21 protein-coding genes and 2 pseudogenes are annotated in these 22,224 nt (G+C 36.9%); 12 read left to right on the top strand and 11 right to left on the bottom strand.

Annotated features, from left to right (window positions below; genetic code table 11):
• The 8 genes and pseudogenes from AAFX60_016875 to AAFX60_016840 all read left to right on the top strand — a co-directional run bounded on the left by AAFX60_016875 (nt 1) and on the right by AAFX60_016840 (nt 8,267).
• Nucleotides 1–984 carry an efflux RND transporter periplasmic adaptor subunit gene (locus tag AAFX60_016875; GenBank protein XDF80054.1) on the top strand — a complete coding sequence of 328 codons (984 nt, stop codon included), beginning with the start codon at nt 1–3 and terminating at the stop codon, nt 982–984.
• A 19-nt stretch (nt 985–1,003) separates the two neighbouring features.
• Nucleotides 1,004–2,127, top strand: a pseudogene (locus tag AAFX60_016870) (ABC transporter permease).
• Between the two features lie 3 nt (nt 2,128–2,130).
• Nucleotides 2,131–3,254, top strand: a pseudogene (locus AAFX60_016865) (ABC transporter permease).
• A 109-nt stretch (nt 3,255–3,363) separates the two neighbouring features.
• Entirely contained in the window at nt 3,364–3,918 is a 555-nt protein-coding gene (locus AAFX60_016860) for an OmpA family protein (GenBank protein XDF80053.1), read from the top strand.
• A gap of 79 nt (nt 3,919–3,997) precedes the next feature.
• Entirely contained in the window at nt 3,998–4,273 is a 276-nt protein-coding gene (locus tag AAFX60_016855) for an HlyU family transcriptional regulator (GenBank protein ID XDF80052.1), read from the top strand.
• Between the two features lie 258 nt (nt 4,274–4,531).
• Complete coding sequence (pntA, locus tag AAFX60_016850; GenBank protein XDF80051.1) at nt 4,532–6,088, top strand: Re/Si-specific NAD(P)(+) transhydrogenase subunit alpha; 1,557 nt, start codon at nt 4,532–4,534, stop codon at nt 6,086–6,088.
• Nucleotides 6,089–6,099: 11 nt separating this feature from the next.
• Nucleotides 6,100–7,476, top strand: coding sequence for a Re/Si-specific NAD(P)(+) transhydrogenase subunit beta (gene pntB, locus AAFX60_016845; GenBank protein ID XDF80050.1), 1,377 nt, complete (start codon nt 6,100–6,102; stop codon nt 7,474–7,476).
• A gap of 212 nt (nt 7,477–7,688) precedes the next feature.
• Nucleotides 7,689–8,267, top strand: coding sequence for a hypothetical protein (locus tag AAFX60_016840; GenBank protein ID XDF80049.1), 579 nt, complete (start codon nt 7,689–7,691; stop codon nt 8,265–8,267).
• 75 nt (nt 8,268–8,342) lie between these two features.
• On the opposite strand, the gene AAFX60_016835 is transcribed toward AAFX60_016840, so the two are convergent.
• Complete coding sequence (locus AAFX60_016835) at nt 8,343–8,909, bottom strand: PhnA domain-containing protein (GenBank protein XDF80048.1); 567 nt, start codon at nt 8,907–8,909, stop codon at nt 8,343–8,345.
• A gap of 291 nt (nt 8,910–9,200) precedes the next feature.
• On the opposite strand from AAFX60_016835, the gene AAFX60_016830 reads away from it, so the two are divergent.
• Nucleotides 9,201–9,350, top strand: a complete 150-nt coding sequence (locus AAFX60_016830; GenBank protein ID XDF80047.1) for a hypothetical protein — start codon at nt 9,201–9,203, stop codon at nt 9,348–9,350.
• 52 nt (nt 9,351–9,402) lie between these two features.
• On the opposite strand, the gene AAFX60_016825 is transcribed toward AAFX60_016830, so the two are convergent.
• The 3 genes from AAFX60_016825 to AAFX60_016815 all read right to left on the bottom strand — a co-directional run bounded on the left by AAFX60_016825 (nt 9,403) and on the right by AAFX60_016815 (nt 10,773).
• Nucleotides 9,403–9,681: a hypothetical protein gene (locus tag AAFX60_016825; protein XDF80046.1), complete on the bottom strand. Its 279-nt coding sequence runs from the start codon at nt 9,679–9,681 to the stop codon at nt 9,403–9,405.
• A gap of 390 nt (nt 9,682–10,071) precedes the next feature.
• Complete coding sequence (gene yciH / locus AAFX60_016820) at nt 10,072–10,383, bottom strand: stress response translation initiation inhibitor YciH (GenBank protein ID XDF80045.1); 312 nt, start codon at nt 10,381–10,383, stop codon at nt 10,072–10,074.
• 39 nt (nt 10,384–10,422) lie between these two features.
• Entirely contained in the window at nt 10,423–10,773 is a 351-nt protein-coding gene (locus AAFX60_016815) for a DUF3319 domain-containing protein (protein XDF80044.1), read from the bottom strand.
• A 143-nt stretch (nt 10,774–10,916) separates the two neighbouring features.
• Between AAFX60_016815 and AAFX60_016810 the strand changes: the two genes are divergently transcribed.
• Nucleotides 10,917–11,831, top strand: a complete 915-nt coding sequence (locus AAFX60_016810) for a tyrosine-type recombinase/integrase (protein XDF80043.1) — start codon at nt 10,917–10,919, stop codon at nt 11,829–11,831.
• 30 nt (nt 11,832–11,861) lie between these two features.
• On the opposite strand, the gene AAFX60_016805 is transcribed toward AAFX60_016810, so the two are convergent.
• Together AAFX60_016805 and AAFX60_016800 are read right to left on the bottom strand one after the other, a co-directional pair.
• Nucleotides 11,862–12,854: a D-alanine--D-alanine ligase gene (locus AAFX60_016805; GenBank protein ID XDF80042.1), complete on the bottom strand. Its 993-nt coding sequence runs from the start codon at nt 12,852–12,854 to the stop codon at nt 11,862–11,864.
• A gap of 51 nt (nt 12,855–12,905) precedes the next feature.
• Entirely contained in the window at nt 12,906–13,472 is a 567-nt protein-coding gene (locus tag AAFX60_016800) for an SPOR domain-containing protein (protein ID XDF80041.1), read from the bottom strand.
• A 224-nt stretch (nt 13,473–13,696) separates the two neighbouring features.
• Between AAFX60_016800 and AAFX60_016795 the strand changes: the two genes are divergently transcribed.
• Nucleotides 13,697–16,375 (top strand): bifunctional acetate--CoA ligase family protein/GNAT family N-acetyltransferase, encoded by a 2,679-nt coding sequence (locus AAFX60_016795; protein ID XDF80040.1) that lies wholly within the window; start codon nt 13,697–13,699, stop codon nt 16,373–16,375.
• A gap of 290 nt (nt 16,376–16,665) precedes the next feature.
• Here the strand turns inward: AAFX60_016795 and AAFX60_016790 are convergent, their stop codons facing one another.
• On the bottom strand, nt 16,666–18,627 hold the full coding sequence (locus tag AAFX60_016790; GenBank protein ID XDF80039.1) for a diguanylate cyclase: 1,962 nt from the start codon (nt 18,625–18,627) through the stop codon (nt 16,666–16,668).
• A gap of 316 nt (nt 18,628–18,943) precedes the next feature.
• Here AAFX60_016790 and AAFX60_016785 point away from each other — a divergent pair, with 316 nt between their 5' ends.
• The gene (locus tag AAFX60_016785; GenBank protein ID XDF80038.1) at nt 18,944–19,168 is read left to right on the top strand and encodes a hypothetical protein; all 225 of its coding nucleotides are present in this window, start codon (nt 18,944–18,946) and stop codon (nt 19,166–19,168) included.
• Between the two features lie 31 nt (nt 19,169–19,199).
• Here the strand turns inward: AAFX60_016785 and mog are convergent, their stop codons facing one another.
• From mog to AAFX60_016765, 4 genes are all read right to left on the bottom strand, one after another.
• Entirely contained in the window at nt 19,200–19,736 is a 537-nt protein-coding gene (gene mog, locus AAFX60_016780) for a molybdopterin adenylyltransferase (GenBank protein ID XDF80037.1), read from the bottom strand.
• A gap of 78 nt (nt 19,737–19,814) precedes the next feature.
• Nucleotides 19,815–21,014, bottom strand: coding sequence for a conjugal transfer protein TraF (locus AAFX60_016775; protein ID XDF80036.1), 1,200 nt, complete (start codon nt 21,012–21,014; stop codon nt 19,815–19,817).
• A gap of 167 nt (nt 21,015–21,181) precedes the next feature.
• Nucleotides 21,182–21,346, bottom strand: a complete 165-nt coding sequence (locus AAFX60_016770) for a YoaH family protein (GenBank protein ID XDF80150.1) — start codon at nt 21,344–21,346, stop codon at nt 21,182–21,184.
• Complete coding sequence (locus tag AAFX60_016765) at nt 21,343–22,179, bottom strand: DUF2861 family protein (GenBank protein ID XDF80035.1); 837 nt, start codon at nt 22,177–22,179, stop codon at nt 21,343–21,345. The genes AAFX60_016770 and AAFX60_016765 overlap by 4 nt, the downstream gene beginning before the upstream one ends.
• Nucleotides 22,180–22,224: the final 45 nt, after the last annotated feature.

Raw genomic sequence — 22,224 nt, 5'->3', positions numbered from 1 at the left:
ATGAGTAACTCAAAAAAAATTATTAGCATTGTTACTTTATCGGTTGTTATTGGATGGATTGGCTACAGCTTTTGGTCTGCTTATCAACCACGCCCTGAATTATTGCAAGGTCAAATTGAAGCGGAACAATACAATATTTCATCTAAAGTCCCTGGACGTATCGAAAACATTTACGTTAAAAAGGGCGATATGATTGAAAAAGGCCAAGCGGTATTTTCACTTTATAGCCCTGAAATTGAAGCTAAATTAGCACAAGCAAAAGCCGGTGAAGCCGCAGCTAGCGCATTAGCAGAAGAAGCAGAACAAGGGGCAAGAACTCAACAAGTTGCCGCAGCAAGAGATCAATGGCGTAAAGCAAAAGCGGCTAGTCAACTACTTGAAAAAACTTATGCTCGTGTAAATAACTTATATAAAGATGGTGTTGTTGCTGAGCAGAAAAAAGACGAAACCTATACGCAATGGCAAGCAGCCAAATACACAGAAAGTGCTGCATACCAAATGTATCAAATGGCTAAAGAGGGTGCTCGTACTGAGACCAAGCGTGCAGCTAACGAAAAAGTAAAAATGGCCATGGGTTCAGTTGCAGAAGTTGAAGCCTATGTAGCTGATACAAAAATTGACAGCTGGTATCAAGGTGAAGTGTCACAAGTTTTATTAAATGAAGGCGAAATCGCTCCTCAAGGATTTCCTGTTGTTAGTGTCATTGATATGAATGAAGCATGGGCTCTATTTCATGTTCGTGAAGACAAGCTAAAAAATTACACAAAAGGCGAGATATTAAAAGTATACCTTCCTGCACTTGATCGCACTGAAGATTTCAAAATCACTCATGTTTCCGTTTTAGGTGATTATGCTACATGGCGTGCAACTGATAATAGTCAGGGCTTTGATCTTAAAACTTTTGAAATAGAAGCGCACCCAGTTAATCCTATTTCCGATCTTCGAGTTGGTATGAGTGCCATCGTTACGGTTGAAAGTAAATAAGAATCAAGTGCAAAATACGATGATATCAATCAAAACATATTGGCGGTCATACTTTACAAGCCCTTGGGTTATGGCGGTAACTTTTGTTTTACCGCTACTTATCTCGCTTGTGATTTGGTGGATATTCTCTTCAAATGTAGTTAGAGAATTACCCATTGATGTCGTCGATCTCGATCAATCTCATTTGTCAAGAATGATGATCCGTGATTACGATGCAACACCAACACTTTCAGTTAAAAGTATTCAACCGGATAAAGAAAAAGCCAACCTCGCATTAACCAAAGGTGATAATTATGGCTATATTATTATCCTCATGATTTTGAAAAGAACGTAATGCTAGGTAAAAGCCCCAAAATAACAGGTTTTTACAATGGCCAGTTCATTCTTATCGCTAAGCAAATAAACTCGGCATTAATGCAAACAGACATGACAGCACAAGCCAAACTGTCAGTAATTAAACAATTAAGCATTAAAGAAACCACCTGGACTCAGGCCATTAATTCAGCCGTTCCGATTAAGGTACAGGTTACACCATTGTTTAACCTTGGTAGTAATTATAATCAATTCCTTGTTTCTGCCATCTTACCTGCTATTTGGCAAATGGCGGTTATTGTTGGCATGCTTTGGGCTATGCAAAACGAATCGGTACGAACAGGATGTAACTCGCTTCGTGAGTGGTTTGATAAACAAGATCGCTTAAGTATTTTCAACTTTACCTTGGTTTATTTTTGCATAGCGATGATGCTAGGCGCTGTGCTGTTTTATTTTTTATACGGTGTAATTGGATTTCCATTTAATGGTTCAATCACTGCATTTATTTTAAACATGAGTTTGATGAGCTTTGCTTGCATCAGTCTAGGTATTGCCATTGGCTATGGTACAAATGACATTGTAAAAGCAATGAGCATTTCAGGTGCTTATACTGCGCCGAGTTTTGCATTTTTAGGGGTAACATTTCCCGTAACTGATATGAACTCATTAGCAACGTTTTGGCATTCTATTTTACCAGCAAGCCATTTTGTTCGAGCTCAAATTGAATTATCAAATTACGGAGATTCTTTAGTTAGTGCATTTCCTAACATTGGGGTGCTGACTTTATTTACTCTTCCTTTGTTATTACTTTCTCTTAAGCTAAAGAAATAAATTATGTCGCTATTTCTACTTATTCAAAAAGAAGCAAAAGCCATATTCAGTAACACTACGATTGTACTAGCAATGATTGGTGGTGTACTTTTCTATGCCTTCTTGTATCCATTACCGTATCAGCATCAAAGCCCTGAAGAGCAAAAGATCTCAGTGGTGGATCTCGATAAATCGGAACTAAGTAGAAAGTTTGCTCGAATGGTCAATACCTCACAACAAGTTAATGTGGTGGAACAAGCAAACAGTATTGAGCAGGCTAAAAGTCAATTTTTAAACAATGAGATAACCGGTTTTTTAGTTATCCCATCAGAGTTTTCAAAAAAGCTTCAATTAGGAGAAGCGCCAACGGTTGGTTATGCTGGTGACGCCTCTTATTTCTTGATTTACGGTACCATCGTGGAAGGATTAATGACCGCTGGTGGAACTATTTCAGCAGAATATCGAATTGCTCACTTAGCTATAGATGGTACACCGATGAATGCGGCTATTCATTCATTTAGGCCATTCCAATCCAATTACATTCCTGTATTTAACCATTACATGGGTATGTTCAATATGTCGTTCCGGCGGTATTTGTGCTTATTCTTCAGCAAACCTTACTAATGGCTGTAGGGGTAAGACAAAAACAATCATCAGCTAATGAAAATACAGTCACACATCTGATCGTTAGATTTGGAATATTCCTCTTTACCGAATTATTACTAGCGTGTTTGTATTTTGGTTATTTCTTTGATTTTTATTCTATCAGTCGATTTGGCACACCATTAGAAATACTGGTTTTATTGGTGCCATTCATATCGTCTGTGATTTTACTTGGCTTATTCCTTGGTAAGGTACTTCCAACATCTGAAAGTATTTTATTACTTGTTTTGTTTAGCTCTATGCCAATTGTGTTTAGTGCAGGCTTTATTTGGCCAGCAGAAATGGTGCCAAGTATTATTACCGATATCATGCATCTATTGCCTAGTGGTTTTGCCATTAACGGATTTTTAAAACTGAATCAGCAAGGGGCAGGGTTAAGCGGTGTATTAACGAATTTAAGTGGTCTATACGCACTGTGTATCCTTTATGCTTTTCTATTTTTCGTTACTCGAAATAAAAACAATCTCAAAGGTGATACTGAGTAACATCATAATTTCAAAAGTAAATGAAGTGACTCGATTTCATTTTTACTGAGTGAGTAACTGTATAAGAAGTTTGATAAATTGTTCTTAGTTTGGACTAGGGATACTTATAATGAAAAAACAGCTACTTGGAATTATCATATCAGCAAGTTTATTAATGGGGTGCCAGAGCACATCAGATGATGAAATGGCAGATATTGCAGAAACACCAACCGTTGCGTCATTTGTTGATTACCACAATGAACAGCTACAGCAATTTGTTACAGAAGATATTGGCAGTGTTGCTCAAACAAATGAAGAGATTATCATTTTACTAAATGGTGATAAGAGCTTCGATTCGGGCAGTATAGAAATAAAAAATGAGAGCAAACTTGTACTATCACAGTTAGCTAAATTACTGAATGATAAACCAGAGTCAGAAGTATTTATAGCTGGTCATACTGATAGCCGTGGCAGTAAAAAATTCAATATGTCTCTCTCAAATCAACGTGCTGATTCTGTTCTGGCTTTACTAGAAGAAAATGGTGTTGATGGAAATCGAATTAATACCTATGGTTTTGGTGAATCAGAGCCCATTGCTACTAACATAAATGCAGAAGGGCGCAAAAAGAACCGCCGTATTGAGATCAGAATAACGCCAATCACTGAGCTCTTTGACGAAGAATAATCTCAGTTTATTAGAATCGATCTACTTAATAATTAACTCTCTCATGTATAATAAGCCTTATTTCAAAAAGGAAAATGAAATGGGGCTTTTTTCACGTCTATTTGGCTCATCAACTGCAACTGAACCTACTGTTGAACCAGTTGAGTACAAATCTTTTCTCATCTATCCAAACTCAGAACCTGATGGTTCGCAATTTCGAATTGCTGGAAAACTCACCAAAGAAATCAACGGCGAAATAAAAGAACATCGCTTTATTCGCTCCGATGTTATCTCATCAAAAGCCAACGCCGATGAACTCATGGTAAGTAAAGCAAAAGTACTGATCGATCAACTTGGTGATTCATTATTTAAATAATGTAACTAGATTGATATTAAAAAATAAACAATTTGATTGTTTTTTCGACTTATTCTTGAAAATCAATAAGTAACAATTAGTGGTTTGACCTCTTTTTTGTCACCAAAATGTTGTTTTTTTACTAAATAGCGGTGAGAATAAGGTCGTATAAAATTTTAAGTAATGAAAATATGTCATTTTATTACAAAACACTTGAATTAATCGGTTAGCTTGGATAAAACTAACTGATAAATTCATGCCAATAGTCAAGGAATTACTATGCAAATTGGTGTACCTAGAGAAGTCTTCGCGGGTGAAACCCGTGTTGCTGCAACGCCTAAAACGGTTGAGCAGCTTATCAAGCTTGGTTTTACAGTTGCTGTAGAATCAAACGCTGGTATCTTAGCGAGCTTTGATGATTCAGCTTTTGAACAAGCTGGCGCAACTGTTGTTTCAACAGATGATGTATGGAAATCAGAACTGATTCTGAAAGTAAATGCACCTCAAGTAAATGAAGCAACGGGTGTTGATGAGTTCGATTTAATTCAAGATGGCGCAAGCTTAATCAGCTTTATTTGGCCTGCACAAAATGAAGAACTACTAGCGAAGTTAGCAACAAAGAACATTAACGTTCTTGCTATGGATTCGGTTCCTCGTATTTCTCGTGCTCAGGCGCTTGATGCCCTAAGTTCAATGGCAAACATTGCAGGTTACCGTGCTGTAGTTGAAGCTGCGCATGAATTTGGCCGCTTCTTTACCGGTCAAATTACAGCGGCTGGTAAAGTTCCACCGGCTAAAGTACTTGTTGCTGGTGCTGGTGTTGCAGGTCTTGCTGCTATCGGTGCTGCTGGTAGCCTTGGTGCAATCGTTCGTGCATTTGACGTTCGTCCAGAAGTAAAAGAACAAGTGCAATCAATGGGTGCAGAATTCCTTGAAGTTGATTTCAAAGAAAACTCTGGCTCAGGTGATGGCTACGCTAAAGAAATGTCTGATGAGTTCAACAAAAAAGCAGAAGAGCTATATGCGGCTCAAGCTAAAGACGTTGATATCATCATCACAACAGCGCTTATCCCAGGTCGTCCAGCGCCGAAGCTAATCACCAAAGAAATGGTTGATAGCATGAAAGCGGGCAGTGTTATTGTCGATTTAGCGGCAGCAAACGGCGGTAACTGTGAATACACAGTAAAAGACGAAGTTTTCGTAACAGAAAATGGCGTTAAGATCGTTGGTTATACTGATATGGTTGGTCGTCTACCAACTCAATCATCTCAGCTATACGGCACAAACCTAGTAAACCTTCTAAAACTTTTATGTAAAGAAAAAGATGGCAACATCAACATCGATTTTGAAGACGTTGTTCTTCGTGGTGTAACAGTTGTTAAAGAAGGTGAAGTAACTTGGCCTGCGCCACCAATTCAAGTGTCAGCACAACCACAAGCGAAAGCAGCGCCAAAAGCTAAGGTTGAGCCAAAAGTTGAAGAGCCAACATCACCAATTAAGAAATTTGCAATGATCGGTGCTGGTATTGCAGCATTCGGTTGGGTTGCATCTGTCGCTCCAGCAGCATTCTTAGCACACTTTACTGTATTCGTACTTGCGTGTGTGGTTGGTTATTACGTGGTATGGAATGTAAGTCATTCACTTCATACACCACTAATGTCAGTAACAAACGCTATCTCAGGCATCATCATTGTAGGAGCATTACTGCAAGTGGGTCAGGGTAATGGTGTCGTTTCATTTTTAGCATTTATCGCAGTTCTTATCGCAAGTATTAATATATTTGGCGGTTTCGCTGTAACCAAGCGTATGCTTGAAATGTTCCGTAAAGATAAATAAGGAGTAGGACAATGTCAGCAGGATTAGTTCAAGCAGCGTATATTGTATCTGCCGTTCTATTTATCATGAGTTTAGCAGGTCTGTCTAAACAAGAGACAGCTCGTAGCGGTAACTACTACGGTATTACTGGTATGGCTATCGCACTTATCGCAACCATCTTTGGCCCTGATTCAACAGGGACAGGCTGGATCATCGTAGCAATGGCTATGGGTGGCGCGATTGGTCTTTACTATGCGAAAAAAGTTGAAATGACTGAAATGCCAGAACTTGTGGCAATTCTTCACAGCTTTGTTGGTATGGCTGCGGTTCTTGTTGGTTTCAACAGTTACATCGACCACGGTGTTCTTGTTGGTGCTATGCTAAATATCCACCTTGTAGAGGTATTCTTAGGCGTCTTCATTGGTGCGGTTACTTTCACAGGTTCTTTAGTTGCATTCGGTAAACTACGTGGAGTGATTAACTCATCTGCACTTCAATTACCTCACCGCCATAAGCTGAACTTACTAGCATTAGTTGTATCTGCAGGTCTTCTTTACCACTTCGTAAGTGTTGAAGGCAGCATGTTCGCACTTATTCTAGTAACACTGATCGCATTTGCATTCGGTTATCACTTGGTTGCTTCAATCGGTGGTGCGGATATGCCAGTAGTTGTTTCAATGCTTAACTCATACTCTGGTTGGGCAGCGGCAGCGGCAGGTTTCATGCTATCAAACGATCTACTGATTGTTACTGGTGCATTAGTAGGTTCATCAGGTGCAATTCTGTCTTACATCATGTGTAAAGCAATGAACCGTTCTTTCATCAGCGTAATTGCTGGTGGCTTCGGTCAAGACGTTGTTGCTTCATCTGGTGATGAAGAGCAGGGTGAGCATCGTGAAACAACCGCTGAAGAAGTAGCAGAAATGCTTAAAAACTCTAAGTCTGTTGTTATCACTCCAGGATACGGCATGGCAGTAGCTCAAGCTCAGTACCCAGTTCACGAAATCACTGAAAAACTTCGTGCTCAAGGTGTTGAAGTGCGCTTTGGTATCCACCCTGTTGCAGGTCGTTTACCGGGTCACATGAATGTTCTTCTTGCAGAAGCTAAAGTACCTTATGATATCGTTCTAGAAATGGACGAGATCAACGATGACTTATCTGAAACAGATACAGTTCTAGTTATTGGTGCTAACGATACAGTTAACCCTGCAGCAATGGAAGATCCAAACAGCCCAATCGCTGGTATGCCAGTTCTAGAAGTATGGAATGCGAAAAACGTAATCGTATTCAAACGTTCTATGAACACAGGTTATGCTGGTGTTCAAAACCCACTGTTCTTTAAAGAAAATACTGAAATGCTTTTCGGTGACGCTAAAGAAAGTTGTGTGGAAATCAGCAAACATATCTAATATGTTAATCTGATAGAGTCGATAAGCCGAGATGTAATGTCTCGGCTTTTTTGTATCTGTAATATATTAATAAGCATAAAAATTCAGTTAGTTAGAAAAATTGCCGGGGTTATACAAAGGCATTTGACTATTCATGCATTTTAATGAATATGTTAGTTCCCATATCTTCCATATGGTAAACTCTCAAGATCGTTCATTAATCAGTATCCATCATGTTTTCAGTCACTTCTTTTTTCAAAGCTTTCTCTGTTGCGCTCATTTTAGGTGTCTGCGCTGTTTTATTTGCTTTATGGCAACACTCATCATCTCAACTTAATTACGCATCACGAGACATGGATTGGGAATGGTCATGGATGTACTACGAACCGTTTTCTAATGGAATTCAAACCACACGCACTAAAGACACTAAGCAGCTGTTATTTAGACGCGTGGATACCAGTTCAAAACTCACTACTGTGGTAAATATTACTTATACCAATAAGCTAGAAATCATAGTGACGTATGAAGACTCGTGTCTATCTGGTTCATTTTTTCCTGCTAAGCTAAAGTTAAATCAAACTCCGCAAGAACAGATCAATTTCCAATGTGAGAAAAATGGCCGAGGTTATCTATTTAGACGTACCGCAAATCAACTTACATCAGTACAAATCAAATCAGATAAATTTGAGCTAAAAGAAAACTTTTCTGAGTGGCCAATTGATGAATTAAAGAAAGATCAGTTTATACAACAACATTCTAATTTCTTTAAAGGAAAAGGACAGAGTGACGTGTATGAATGGAGTAGGGACTAGCTATTTCAATAATATACAGACATAAAAAAAGACGCATATTCGCGTCTTTTTTATGTCACTTTAGTAATTAATCAATTACTTTTTACGACAGAACTCAGCGATTACATACATAGATTGACCGCCGTTAGCTTTACCAGAAACTAAACGAGGATCGTCACCAAGGCTGATACCACGGATAACTGTACCTTGCTTGATTACTTGGTTAGTACCTTTAACTGGTAGGTCTTTAATTACTGTTACGTCGTCACCTTTTTTAAGTTCAACGCCGTTAACATCACGTGGTTTTTCACCGTCAGAAAGAAGTGCTTTCTCAGCCCATTCTTTAACGTCTTCTTCAACGTACATCATATCAAGCGCATCTTGAGCCCAAGATTCAGAAGCAAGTTTGCTTAAAAGAACGTAAGAAATAACTTGAACAGTTGGTACTTGGCTCCACATAGAGTCGTTTAAACAACGCCAGTGGTTAACATCCATTTTATCAGCGTCTTCGATTTGTGCTGTACATGTATCACAAATCATTACACAGTTATCAACCGTGATATCTGTTTTAGGCGGAACTGCAAATGGAGCTAGTGAGTTAGTTGAACCACATAGTTCACATTTAGAATCGCAACGAGTTAATAGAGTTTTTGCAATGCTCATAAAATAGTGCCTGTTTGTTTAGTGATGTTTATATTATGGCAAGTTTATACCACAAGAAAAAGGATTGCGGTGAGAATACTGTAATTTTTCTCATTTCTTTTGGTTTAAGTATCCTATACGTAAACAGTGGTTTTCAATTAGGTGAACCAGATGGGTAAAAGCGGTTAAAAATGGGCATTGTTGGTAAAAAATCTCATTCTTATGTAAAGCAAAGTAAATACGTTTTTATGCAGAAAAATACCGTGGATAATGAATATGAAACGTCAAATCTGCATAAAAAAGGAATAAATAATGAAAAAAATAATCGTAATAATTGCTGCCGTTTTTGCATTATCAGTTGGAACCGCTTACGCATTTAATGGACATCTAGGCCATAGAATGGATATATCTATGCCACATTTTAATCTGCTTCATGACTCAGATTGTGGAGATCACCACTAAAATTATTTCAATATAAAATAGAGCCAGTACGAAACTGGCTCTTAGTAACTAGCTAACACCCAGTACATGCAGCATAGCAACAGAGTTCACATGGCCAAAGACTGCATGATCTTGAAAATTCTTCATCTGACATATGCTCAGTTTTTTTTGAACGTTCAAATCCTTGTAAATTTTCCTTGCCTTGTTTTAAGCAGGAAGGCATTTCAATTGGCTCTGTTAACGTTGGTGAAATAGTACTAATCCCTTGAGTTGGAACAGTCACAGATTCTTGTTCACTAAAGGAATAACTAGAAAACATCAATAACAGCATTGTAAAAAGTAATTTTTTCATTTGTGTACCTCATATAATTATTTACGTACGAATGATTGTTGTTGCTTAATTAGTATTGGAAGAAGCGACAAAATAATCTCGCCAATTTTTAAATTATGTGAAGGCTGATACATAATACGAAGGTTAGAATAAACATAAAATTCAGAGTTTCAACACTGACAGAAGCTATAAATTACCCTGTAGTAACAATATACCTTAGTGCGCATTATATATCTTATGTTAAATGGTATTTAGTAATGGATAGTATATTATTACGAATTCTCCCCTTTGTTCTTAATGCTTTCTCAACGTATTTAACCATAAGGTTATTTACCATAAAATAGCTAATAATCATTCAATAATACTTCGTATTCATCGTTTGATTATTAGCTTAACTCTAACAACGTTCTATTAGCCACCAGCTAATTTAACTGTGTGGCCTTGTTTCGTTAGAAAGTCTCTAATCTTTTCACGGTTATCGCCCTGAATTTCAATGTCGCCATCTTTTACAGAACCGCCACAGCCACATACTTTTTTAAGCTGAGCTGCAAGTAACTTAAGTTGAGTATCTTCCATATCCAAACCCGTTACAACGCAAACGCCTTTACCTTTGCGTCCTTTGGTTTCACGTTGAATACGAACAATGCCGTCGCCTTTTGGACGTTCTGCTTTTGGTACTTCTTGTTTGATTCGGCCAACATCTGTTGAATATACTAAAGACATAATTAATCTCGGATTTTTTAAAGATATTAAGATTGTAATTTATTTTTCATGTTTATCCAAAAAGCTTTTAATTGCAGTTAACGAGCCTTTTGCTAATTTACCTTGATATAAGCAGTACCAAGTCTTAGGTTCACCGGTATCATTCTTAATGGTAAATCCTTTGTATTCTTCGGATTTAAATTGACTACGCTTTTCATTAAGCGCTGATTCACCCATATCACCAAATTCTTTTGGATCGATAATCGTGCCGGTTTCATTCCACCAATCAATGCTTTTCTTTACCGCACTTAAGTGACCGTGTAACACATGAGTTCTTATCAAAACCTTCCAATCATCTGGAATTCCTGTTTTGTTTTCAATAAAGAATCCTTTGTATAATGTCTTCTTCATAGGTTTTCTCTTCGTGTTTCAACATAAGTTAAGGGTTAAATAAATCTTCTCTAAATACTAGTTAATTCTTTGTTTTTCGTGATCTTACCTCAAATATGAAACTGTGTTATATTAATTAAAGGCGTAAGTTATGGTGCACCAGAATGAACAAAAAACACTTTTTATCAGCACAATTAGATATCGATACACTAGCAGCGTGTTTAACAAAGCAATACTCAAATAACAGTCTTATTTCATTTAAAAATGATTGGAATAATTTTGTCGAATTTTGCCAGTTGAATAATGTTATTGCTCTACCCGCCTCTACAACGGCTATACGCATCTTCATAGAAAAACAAGCAAAAGTGAAAAAGCTTGCTTCGATAAAACGTGCACTGATTTCGATATCTCATATTCATACGGCATTTGAGTATAAAGACCCAACACAATCCATTCAGGTAAAGTCTGCACTAGGAAAAATAAGAGTCGATAAGGTCAATGATAATAAACAAACGGAAGGTATTTCCTCTGATATGCTTGATGAACTCAAACATCAATTATTCAACTCAGTTGAACTCAAAGACATTCGTGATCTTGCCATTTGGTATTTAATGTTTGAATTACTACTAAAGCGCGGAGAACTTCGAGACTTACAACTTGACGATATTTGTTTTAACGACGAAACAAATTCATGCTTGGTACAAATCCATCAGAATTATTACGCTATTTCAGAAGAAACAACCGAGTTACTCAATAGATGGCTTCAACATTCAAATATCCATGATGGTCATTTATTTAGAGCTATAGATAGACATCAAAATGTGGCAGTTAACGGTTTAAATGATTCTTCTATATACCGTATATTTCGTAGAGCAAATGAGTTATTGAACCTTGAAATAAACTTTTCAGGTTTATCTGCACGTGTAGGTGCAACAAAAGAACTCGCACAGCGTGGTTATTCTATTCACGAGATACAAGAAATGGGTCGTTGGGTAAGTCCTGCAATGCCAAACCAATATATTGGTAATACGGAACGTTCTGAGAGACAAAAGTCTGTATTTAAAACAAAAAAAGCCTGAATTATCAGGCCTTTTTCATTTAAACCAAACTTACTTAATCGCGTTAAGTACTGCTTTTTGTAAGAAGGTTTTGAAACAATCGCCATTATGTTCTAATAATTTAGGGAACATAGAAATTGGCGTCATTCCTGGGAATGTATTCACTTCATTTAAGTAAATTTCATTGTCATCCGTTAGGAAGAAATCAATACGAGAAAGATCTTTAAGTTTCATTTGAGTGAACACTTTACGACTGTATTGATCGATTAACTTAACTTGCTCTTCAGTAAGATTCTGTGCATCTAAAGATGTTGTTGAATGGCTACCGCTACCGTATTTCTCATCATAAGTGTAGAAAGCGCCGTCTGGTGCCGTTACTTCACCTGGAGCCGTCGTAAATAGTTGACCATCGATTTCGTATGCTGCAACTTCAAGCTCACGAGGTTTAACTGCTTTTTCAACAAGTACTTGTTGTGAATAACCAAATGCATCATTAATTGCTTTTGATAATTCAGCTTCTGACGTTACCTTGTAACAACCAACTGAAGACCCCTGACATGCAGCTTTTACAAATAGTCCGCCCCATTGCTTAAATGCCGCTAATGCTGACTGATGAGTTTCTTCATTATTCTCAGTTAAGAATAAGTACGGTGTATTTGGGATACCAAGCGCATCATACCAAAGTTTAGATGTGATCTTATTGAAGCTATTTGTACTTGATTCAGCGTCACATCCTAAATAAGGAATACTAAGCATATCTAGCATAGATTGAATATCGCCGGTTTCACCAGGGTAACCATGAATACACGGAACAACGTAATCTACTGGAGAGCTAACTGTCTCACCGCTTAATAATGTTTTGTCTGAACGTAGTTCGTACTTCAAGCCAGATTCAATATGAAACCAACCTTCATCTTTAATCTCAAGATGCGTAATTTCAAATGCATCAAGTTCAGAAAGTTGTTGAGAGATATATTTTGAAGAAACTAATGAAACTTCGTGTTCAGTGCCGCCACCGCCACAAAGTAAAAGGATATGAGTCATAATTTTCACTATAAAAAGCAATCGGTGCATATTTAGATGCACCGATTATGATTAATTTAACTTATGTAATTCAGGGTTATCTGATTGTTTAATGCTATTAATACTTCTTACAAACGGGCCGTACGCTTGAATGTCAGCAGGAAGTTGTTTAATTGCAGCACGTGCTTCTGCAGGTGTTGCGTAATCACCGTATAAAATTGTATACCAAGGCATATTATTTACTGTTTTACGGTTCATCCACACAGGCTGCTCACCAGAAAGTTTAGCAGCGTAAGTAGAAAGATCAGTCTTACGACTTAGAGCCAGAATTTGAAGTGTATAACCATAGCGGTTATGCATATCTTGCTGCTTTTCTGTTGGTGGTAAAATCTTAACAGCAGCGTCTGTTGCTTCAGGGGAAGCCGCTTCTTCTGGTGTTAATTTTACAACAGGTTTTTCTACTTCAGCTTCAGATACAGCAACAACCTCTGTTTCTTCAAAAGTGGTTTCTTCTTGCTCAATCGGCTGAGAAACTTGATACACCTCTTCAGATGAATCAGTAGTAATGTTTGTGGTATACGAACTGCTTGTACATCCTGCTAGCAGTGCGGTTAACGTAATAGGAATGATTCTTTTCATTTTAATTCACAATAATTGTCATGCTGTTGTCGTAATTCTGCACCCGATAGTACTGACAATCAAGTCTTTAGCTAATGAAGTACCAAATTACTCATATCTTTGTGCTCAATACTTGATTTTTTTGGTTATTTTGTGCGCTGGTCTTCGTTTATTTGCTTTTAACAGCGTCAAATCTATTCTAGTCAGCTATCTTATTCTTATATAAAGGAATAAAGGACGTTTATATGCCAGATTTAAAACAATTACTACGCCCGGAATCCATTGCTGTTATTGGTGCTTCTATTCACCCTGATAGAGCCGGACATATTGTGATGCGTAACTTATTAGAAGGTGGGTTTGATGGACCAATAATGCCTGTTCATCCAAGTTATAAATCCGTTTGTGGCATCTTGGCATATAAACAAATTTCTGAATTACCTATTACACCTGATTTTGCCATTTTATGTACAGAAGCAAAAAAGAACATCGCCATTATTGAAGAGTTAGGAAAGAAAGGCGTTCGTTGCGCTATCATTTTATCTTCTGACATGAATTTGTATTGTAATGGCATTGGTGAGCCTTTGCCTTATGAAGCAAAACGTATTGCGGCAAAATATAACATGAGGATCTTAGGGCCAAACAGTTTAGGTATTATCCTTCCTTGGATTAATTTAAACGCATCATTTTCACCAATAAACGCCAACAAAGGAAACATTGCTTTTATATCTCAATCAGCTGCTGTATGTACGACAATTTTAGATTGGGCAAATGAAAAAAACATCGGGTTTTCAGCTTTTGTTTCACTAGGTGATGGGCTTGATATTGATTTCAGTGAATTGCTAGATACCCTTTGTACTGATTCAAAAACAGAAGCCATACTTTTATATATCGATTCAATTAAAGATGCTCGTCAATTCATGTCTGCCGCTCGTGCAGCAGCTCGTAATCGACGTATTTTGGTTGTAAAAAGTGGTCGTTCTGTCGCTGGAAGTAAAGCGGCTCAGTTACATACCAATGGTCAATTGAGCTTGGATGCGGTTTACGATTCTGCAATCAGACGGGCTGGAATGCTTAGAGTATCTAATACTCACGAGCTCTTCGCTGCTGTAGAAACACTTGCACACCCTATCCCATTTAGAGGTCATCGATTAGCAATTGTGACTAATGGTGGCGGCCCAGCAATAATGGCAGTTGATAGTCTCATGCAGCAAGGTGGCAAATTAGCTGAGTTTAGTGAATCACTAATCCAAAAGTTAAATAAGACACTACCAGAAAACTGGTCCCATGCTAATCCTATTGATATCGGGGGTGATGCCAATGACGTACGTTACTGTGATGCGGTTAATGCCCTGCTAGACAGTGATGATTGCGATGCCATACTCATTATGCACAGCCCATCAGCGGTTTCAAACGCAACAAGAACCGCTGAAAAATTAATAAGCTTAATTCAAAACCATAAACGCAAAGCTAAATTTACCATATTAACGAACTGGTCAGGAGAAACCTCTTCAAAAGAAGCTCGATTACTCTTTACGCAAGCCGGAATACCAACATATAGAACACCTGAAAGCTCTGTATCTGCATTTTTGCATCTGGTTGAATATCATAGAAACCAAGGTTTATTGATAGAAACTCCAGTGTCATCAGGTCACATTAGTAAACATGACGCACAAATGGCTCGTGAATGGTTAGAAAACTGTGTTACGCATAACCTTACTGAATTAGATACGCATGAAACCCAAGCTCTTTACTCTTGCTATGGTTTCAAAACATTGGACACATGGATAACAGAAGATCCAGTTGAAACCGGCTATGTCGCAGACAAGATCGGTTATCCTGTCGCAGTAAAATTGCGATCACCCGACATTCCACATAAATCTGACATACAAGGTGTCGTATTAAACTTAAACACCAATGAAGAAGTGATAACCGCTGCACAATCAATACTCGACCGAGTTTCATTAAGCTATCCATCCGCACGAATTTCAGGATTAAGTGTTCAAAAGATGGCAGCAAGAGCAGGATCACAAGAACTAAGAATAAAGGTCTGCCAAGATCCTGTCTTTGGTCCTGTGATCTTATTGGGTGAAGGTGGATCTGAGTGGGATCTTAATAATAATGCAGCGGTAGCCTTGCCACCTTTGAATATGGCATTGGCTGAAAACCTAATTAAGCATGCGATTAAAGAAAATATCATTCATAACCGCAACTCTCCTAACAAAATGAGTTTATTTGATTTAAGTGCTTTTCTCGTTCGCTTGTCACAAATGATACTTGATTGTCCTGAGATTGTTGAACTTGATATACACCCACTTCTTGTTTCTGGTATGGATCTCACGATTATAGATTCTTCAATGAAAGTACAACATTTTAACGGAGATATTCATAAGCGATTAGCAATCAGACCTTATCCTAATGAATTAGAAGAATTTGCACAGCTTAAAGATGGCAGCTCTGTTTTACTTCGCCCTATTCTTCCTGAAGATGAACCCAAACATGCTTCTTTTATTTCTCAAGTATCGCATGATGATTTATATAAACGTTTCTTCTCAGAAGTTGGTGAGTTTAATCACGAAGCCCTTGCCAATTTTACGCAGATTGATTACGACCGAGAAATGGCGTTCGTTGCAACCAAACAAATAGATGGTCAAGAAATTATTATTGCTGTTGTTCGAGCTCTTTCCGATCCGAATCATACAAACACTGAATTTGCCGTGTTAGTTAGATCCGATCTAAAAGGTCTAGGCTTAGGAAAAATCTTAATGGAGAAAATTATTCGTTATTGCCAAAGTATTGGTATTAAAGTAATGACGGGAATGACAATGCCAGCAAACCACGGAATGATCGGGCTTGCACAACATCTAGGCTTCTCAGTAGATATTCAAATGAGCGATGGTGTTGTTGATATGTTTTTGGAACTGTAAAACCAAACATAGTAAATACTTCATGAGGCATAAAAAAACCAAGATAAACACTTGATTTATCTTGGTTTAATATAGATACAAAAATTGTTTTATAAAAGGGATATCTATATTACTTAGATTGCTCTGCTTTTTCTTTCTTTACCATAATTGCACCAGCGATAACAAATGCAACCAATAATAAAATTTCCATTAAACTTACCTTATTTCGTGTTGAAAATTAAAAGACCTGATTAATATAACATCATATGGCATTAATTAAATAGATATAACTCAATTTTGTAAAACTTTTGTCAAATTTTGTGAAACATATACTTTCCTTTGCCTGTTAATTTTGCCTCATACATGGCCTTGTCTGATTCTTTTAACAATGCATCTACATCTTTACCATCATTATAATCCGAGACTGTAATACCTATGCTGACATTAACCGACAATAAAGTACCTTTATATGAAATGGGGGCTTGTATCGAATAAATAACCCTATCAGCTAACTCTATCAGTTGCTCTCTATTTGCAACCGGATTAATAAATAGCACAAACTCATCACCAGCTAAACGCGATGCCAAATCATTCGCTCTTACCGCATGTTCTAAGCGCTTTGCAACCACTCTTAACACTTCATCACCAGCATCATGCCCATAAGTGTCATTAATTTGTTTAAAACCATCAAGATCAAGGTAGCAAAGTCCCATCTGCCCTATGCTCCCTTCTTTCAGCAATATTGTGTCATTCGCTGCTTGATAAAATTTTGCTCTATTAGGCAGACCTGTTAATACGTCATGATGTGCTAAATGATCCAGTCTCTCTTTTTCTTTAACATCAGATAAGTTAGTAAATATAAATATATAGCTATTTTGGCCATATTGTTCAGTATCAATTATCTTACTTGCCTTAACATACAAAGGAAGCTCCGCACCGTATTTATCTTTTTCTAAAACTTCCCCATGCCATTGTCCAAAACGCTGAATTGACTCTGTAATCAAACTCGTCGATGTTGTGAAATGATGACCATCGAATAACGTTAACATGGGTATATTACTTAACTCACTCATTTGATAGCCAAAGATATCGGTAAATGCAGGATTCATCAGTGTTAGCTTTCCATCCGAGTCGTATATCAACACACCATCTTGGCTATTTTTAAACACATTTGCCGCCAATTTCTGTTGAGTACGACTTCTTAATGCTTCAGTTACATCAACCATTGAAAGTAATACTTGATTTTGATTCGATAACACTCTTGATGTGATTTGTAGTGTCTTGCTATCACATGTCTGAATAAGTAAATCATCCACTTCTTTACGGTTATCGATAATCTCCAATAAATCTTCTTCATTACTTGGTTGTATTACATCCAGTAAATTACGACTTTCAAGTAAATTAATCGACAAACTAGGAAACATCACTTTCGATGCTTCATTACTTAAAATAATAAGCCCTTTTTTATCAATAACAAAAAGTGCATGTTGGACAGCAGTGATAATTTGCTCACCAAAATCTCTCTCATGCTCCACTTTTTTTAATACATAACTTAATTGCTGACGTTCTTCAAGTTTACTTGTCATTTTATTAAATGAAGCGGTCAAATCACCTAATTCATCTTGTGTAACAACCTGTGGGCGCTCATCGAACACTCCTCTCGTAATGATCCCTTGCATTGCATGATTCAAGCTACTGACAGGAGTAATAACCCACTTTTGTATTTTGGATATAATGAAGTAGCCACAAATAACAAAAAACAGAAGCATAAAGATAAACATCTTTAATGCGGTATCTCGAGTTTCTTCTAGTATGTCTTTTGAAACAATCAGATTCATTTGTGCTATTTCTTGAGGATTTAAAGCAAACGGAATAGACACATAAATAAAATGGTCACCTATAGCATACCCATCGATTAACATTTGTTGTTTTAATTCGGCATTAGGTGCATGTGATAATTGGGTTGTGTTTTTATATTCGATAAATATTTGACCGTCATTGTCCATCACGACAGCCTGTAATATTGCTTCGTCTGCACTAAACGCATCTAAAATTTTACTGGCAGTTTCTTTATCATCTAAAATTAAAGCTGGTTTTAGGTTAAGACTGACTCCAATCGATAAAATCTTAATACGATTAATTAAATTATCTTTTTCCGTTTTATACGTGCTTACATAGTTATAACCATGAAACATAACGAATAAACTCAGTGCAAATATGATTATTGGTAAAGATAAACGCTGGCGCAATGATGCATTTTCTATCCACTTCATCCGCGTTAACTCTCCTCATAAACCAATTTAATTATTTTAGAAACTAAGATATTTAATTGAATATAAATCTTTAGGATTTTATTAATTAAATTATTAATAGATATAACTTAATCGTATTTGGTGAGTATAACTAAAAATACTCTATACGGTTCAGCAATTGCAAACAAATCATCGACAAAGTGATCTAAGTAACACTTATAACTTTATTAATTACCATTCACAACTTGAATATTTCTTTTCATTCGAAATTTTTGATACGAAAACTTACTTTATGCCGCTTTCTTATATACTAGTTCTTATTTTATAAGGTGATCGTATGCGAACTCTCATTATCTTTTTAACTGTTTTATGCTCTTTTCCATCATCAGCAAAATCAGTTCAAAAATACTACAAAGAACATCAACCAAAACGTTGTGAGACATTAAATAGAACATTAACTCATGTGAATAAGCTACTTAGCTTTAGTGAGGGAAAGGAATACAAAGAGAGATTAAAAGAAAAAAAGGCACTAAAGAAATTAAGGAAAGAAAAAGGATGTTAAAAAGCCAACAGTTACGTTGGCTTTTTATTGATTATTTTGCTTTTGGTCTAAATGGTTTAATCACTTCTTCATTACACTCAAGAAATGGCCCTTCCATTAGATCGATACAATATGGAATTGCAGGAAAAACCGCATCTAAACATTCACGAATTGATTTTGGTTTACCAGGTAGATTTACAATTAATGAATCTTTACGTAAACCCGCAGTTTGACGAGATAAAATAGCTGTTGGCACAAACTTTAATGATTCTGCACGCATTAATTCACCAAAACCTGGCATCATACGGTCACATACAGCTTCAGTTGCTTCTGGAGTGACATCACGCTTGGCTGGACCTGTACCACCTGTCGTAACAACTAAACAACAGTTTTTTTCATCAGCTAATTCAATCAGTGTTTTTTCAATTACATCCTGCTCATCTGGAATAACCACATACACAGGTTCCCACTCAGATGTTAGATAATCGTTTAGTGTTTCAATAATAGCTGGTCCTGAAATATCTTCATAAATACCAACACTTGCACGATCACTTACGGTTACAATGCCGATTTTCGCTTTTTGAGTCATAATCTGTATCTTTTTAAAGTAAGGTAACCACTATTATTACAAGCGGTTACTCATTTTTCTACTAAAAAGGCGTTTTATCTAGTATTCGTAAGCCATGTTCACAGATACACCATAGGTTGAATCTACTGAATAGATCGCTGCTAAGTCAAAATGGAACATGTTAAGTGGCGAGAAACCAATACCTGCGGTAAATGCGTCATCATAAGTACCCGCAAGATCTTTCTTGAATCCACCACGTAGCTGAATTTGGTACAGTAAGTCGATTTCTGCACCCGCTCTGAACATTTGAACATTATCATCTAAACCAACAAAACGCTCTTGCTCATTTAAGTCTAAATCTGCAGTAACAATAAAGTAGTTAGTCATGAATGCTACGCCCGCAGTGTAAGTCGGGGTAAGTTCATAGTTATATTTATATGTTTTGCTACCGTAACTACGACCATGATTTTGACTATCAGCAAAATTAACAGTGATTTCTTTGGTTTCAATTTCATTTTTAATCAGGTTTTTACCTGCTGCTGCAAAACGCCAAGGACCGTAAAACCATACTGCACCAACATCTACATTAAATGAGTTATCTGTTGTTTTATTTTTATCAAAGTCTTTAAAGTCAAAATTGTTTACAGCTTCTACATAGGTATACGTTAAGTAACTTTGAATTTTTGGTGTTACACCAATAGTGATATTTTGTCCTAGGAAATTTGTGTAACCCGCAAAGGCAACACCAGCTTCTGCTAAGCCTAAAGCAACAGTACCTACCGCAGTAGTATCTGCAAGTTGAAGTGGTTTAGTTGGATCTGCCGGTAAACCAAGCGCATCAACATCAGGTAACGTAATGCCCTCAACTGAAGTTTTGCCATAAAATGCCATTGATAAATAACGGTTAGGAATAGCTACAGCCATCCCAGCTCCCATACTAAAGCTCAGAGCATCACCATTTAAATTTCTTAGACCATTTTCAATATCAGCAGCACCTGAAGGATCGCTATTAGCGAGTTTACTAAAACCTTTCTGTACTTGGTCAACATCATCAACCATACCGCCTTGATCCATGACTTGTAGACCGGCACTTGGTAACAAAAGACCCGCATCATCTTTACGGCTATATATTGCAACTAAAGCTGGATTATAAAAAACACCAGTAAGATAGTCAGCGGCTGCAGTACCAGCGCCACCCATAGCATCAATTCGACCATCAACGCTGAAATTTGTTGCTGATACTTGAGAAGAAGCTACCGTCGCACACGAAAGTAAGCCAATTTTTATCCACTGTTTCATTTGATTAACCCATTAAAAAAATCACTTCCCTACTTATCGACATAGAAAAAGTTAACTTTAATGAAATAAATCAAAATATTGATACTAATGATGTCTTTTTGAAATTTGGTTTTAATATTAATACATAAAGAAAAAGCCGAGGGATTAGCTCGGCTTTAAAATAGTAATTAATTAGAGTTTTTTTTCTCTTTTTCTGCAATTTCAGCTCTAATTTGGTCTGAAATAATTTTAATGGCCTCTCCACTACCAACGCCTTGGCGCATCAGTTCTTGGATTTTCTCTACTGCTTGTTGCTGTTCTTCATGGGTTAATGTTGGTAAATCTAACATTATTTACTCTCTGTATTTTCATCTGAACCAAAATTCATTACTTTGGTTATTGCCTGAATTTCTTGGATGGAAATCGGTCCTTGAAACCTTTTATGATTAAACGACACACTTAAAATATAGCTGCCTGGTAACACATTTGTCGAAGGTAATGATTTAGGAAACTTCTCTTCGTAGGTCTGTTCCCATAACTTTATATACTCATTATCTTGATGGTCATAAATACCAACAGCCATTTCAGGTAATGGACAATTCGATTTAAGTAAACCTGTTTGTGTCGTTTTCCATTTATCTTTGCCTTGCCACGCCACTTGCATTTCTGTTTTTGGTGTCGTTAAAACAACCCATGATTCCCATTGTGTTTTTTCTTTATCATCCGCAATAATTATCAGCTTATACAGTCCATTTTGAATTCGATTATTCAAAGACTCACTGGCATAAGTGTATTGCGTGATTCTTTCATCTTGTGTCGGTGTCGTTTTAATTGACGGGTTAGTGAGCTGCTCTTCTTGTGGCCATTTAATAAATGAAAGACTTGATATAGGTTTTTTCGTATCAAACTTAACAATTAATCGATGATGCAACCTTCCCGGGCTTTGAATAATAACACGTTGTACACTTACTGATTTTAACCAGTTCGGTATTACTTTATTAGATAAATCTCTCCCACAGTTTACTGAAATGGCAGAGCTAAGTAATTTATCTATATTATTGGTGATATTCTCATTAGCCGAGTTCTGCAAAACTTCTATTGAAGTGGCAAAGCCTTTTCTTGCATGACCCTCTAAAAATTGCTTATGCGCAGTATACAATGCGGATTGCTCATTGAACCAATCCACCGAATTTGCAAAAGATGTGTATGATGCACAAACTAATGAGCAAAA

This window comes from Aliivibrio fischeri (genome assembly GCA_038993745.2).
Taxonomy (GTDB): Bacteria; Pseudomonadota; Gammaproteobacteria; order Enterobacterales; family Vibrionaceae; genus Aliivibrio; species Aliivibrio fischeri_B.
This window is presented reverse-complemented; position numbering and strand designations above follow the sequence as displayed.

Bases quoted from the DNA above. Each gene is read 5' to 3' on its own strand.
- AAFX60_016875 (XDF80054.1), top strand. From the start codon at position 1: ATGAGTAACTCAAAAAAAATTATTAGCATTGTTACTTTATCGGTTGTT.
- AAFX60_016860 (XDF80053.1), top strand. From the start codon at position 3,364: ATGAAAAAACAGCTACTTGGAATTATCATATCAGCAAGTTTATTAATG.
- AAFX60_016855 (XDF80052.1), top strand. From the start codon at position 3,998: ATGGGGCTTTTTTCACGTCTATTTGGCTCATCAACTGCAACTGAACCT.
- pntA (XDF80051.1), top strand. From the start codon at position 4,532: ATGCAAATTGGTGTACCTAGAGAAGTCTTCGCGGGTGAAACCCGTGTT.
- pntB (XDF80050.1), top strand. From the start codon at position 6,100: ATGTCAGCAGGATTAGTTCAAGCAGCGTATATTGTATCTGCCGTTCTA.
- AAFX60_016840 (XDF80049.1), top strand. From the start codon at position 7,689: ATGTTTTCAGTCACTTCTTTTTTCAAAGCTTTCTCTGTTGCGCTCATT.
- AAFX60_016835 (XDF80048.1), bottom strand. From the start codon at position 8,909: ATGAGCATTGCAAAAACTCTATTAACTCGTTGCGATTCTAAATGTGAA.
- AAFX60_016830 (XDF80047.1), top strand. From the start codon at position 9,201: ATGAAAAAAATAATCGTAATAATTGCTGCCGTTTTTGCATTATCAGTT.
- AAFX60_016825 (XDF80046.1), bottom strand. From the start codon at position 9,681: ATGAAAAAATTACTTTTTACAATGCTGTTATTGATGTTTTCTAGTTAT.
- yciH (XDF80045.1), bottom strand. From the start codon at position 10,383: ATGTCTTTAGTATATTCAACAGATGTTGGCCGAATCAAACAAGAAGTA.
- AAFX60_016815 (XDF80044.1), bottom strand. From the start codon at position 10,773: ATGAAGAAGACATTATACAAAGGATTCTTTATTGAAAACAAAACAGGA.
- AAFX60_016810 (XDF80043.1), top strand. From the start codon at position 10,917: ATGAACAAAAAACACTTTTTATCAGCACAATTAGATATCGATACACTA.
- AAFX60_016805 (XDF80042.1), bottom strand. From the start codon at position 12,854: ATGACTCATATCCTTTTACTTTGTGGCGGTGGCGGCACTGAACACGAA.
- AAFX60_016800 (XDF80041.1), bottom strand. From the start codon at position 13,472: ATGAAAAGAATCATTCCTATTACGTTAACCGCACTGCTAGCAGGATGT.
- AAFX60_016795 (XDF80040.1), top strand. From the start codon at position 13,697: ATGCCAGATTTAAAACAATTACTACGCCCGGAATCCATTGCTGTTATT.
- AAFX60_016790 (XDF80039.1), bottom strand. From the start codon at position 18,627: ATGAAGTGGATAGAAAATGCATCATTGCGCCAGCGTTTATCTTTACCA.
- AAFX60_016785 (XDF80038.1), top strand. From the start codon at position 18,944: ATGCGAACTCTCATTATCTTTTTAACTGTTTTATGCTCTTTTCCATCA.
- mog (XDF80037.1), bottom strand. From the start codon at position 19,736: ATGACTCAAAAAGCGAAAATCGGCATTGTAACCGTAAGTGATCGTGCA.
- AAFX60_016775 (XDF80036.1), bottom strand. From the start codon at position 21,014: ATGAAACAGTGGATAAAAATTGGCTTACTTTCGTGTGCGACGGTAGCT.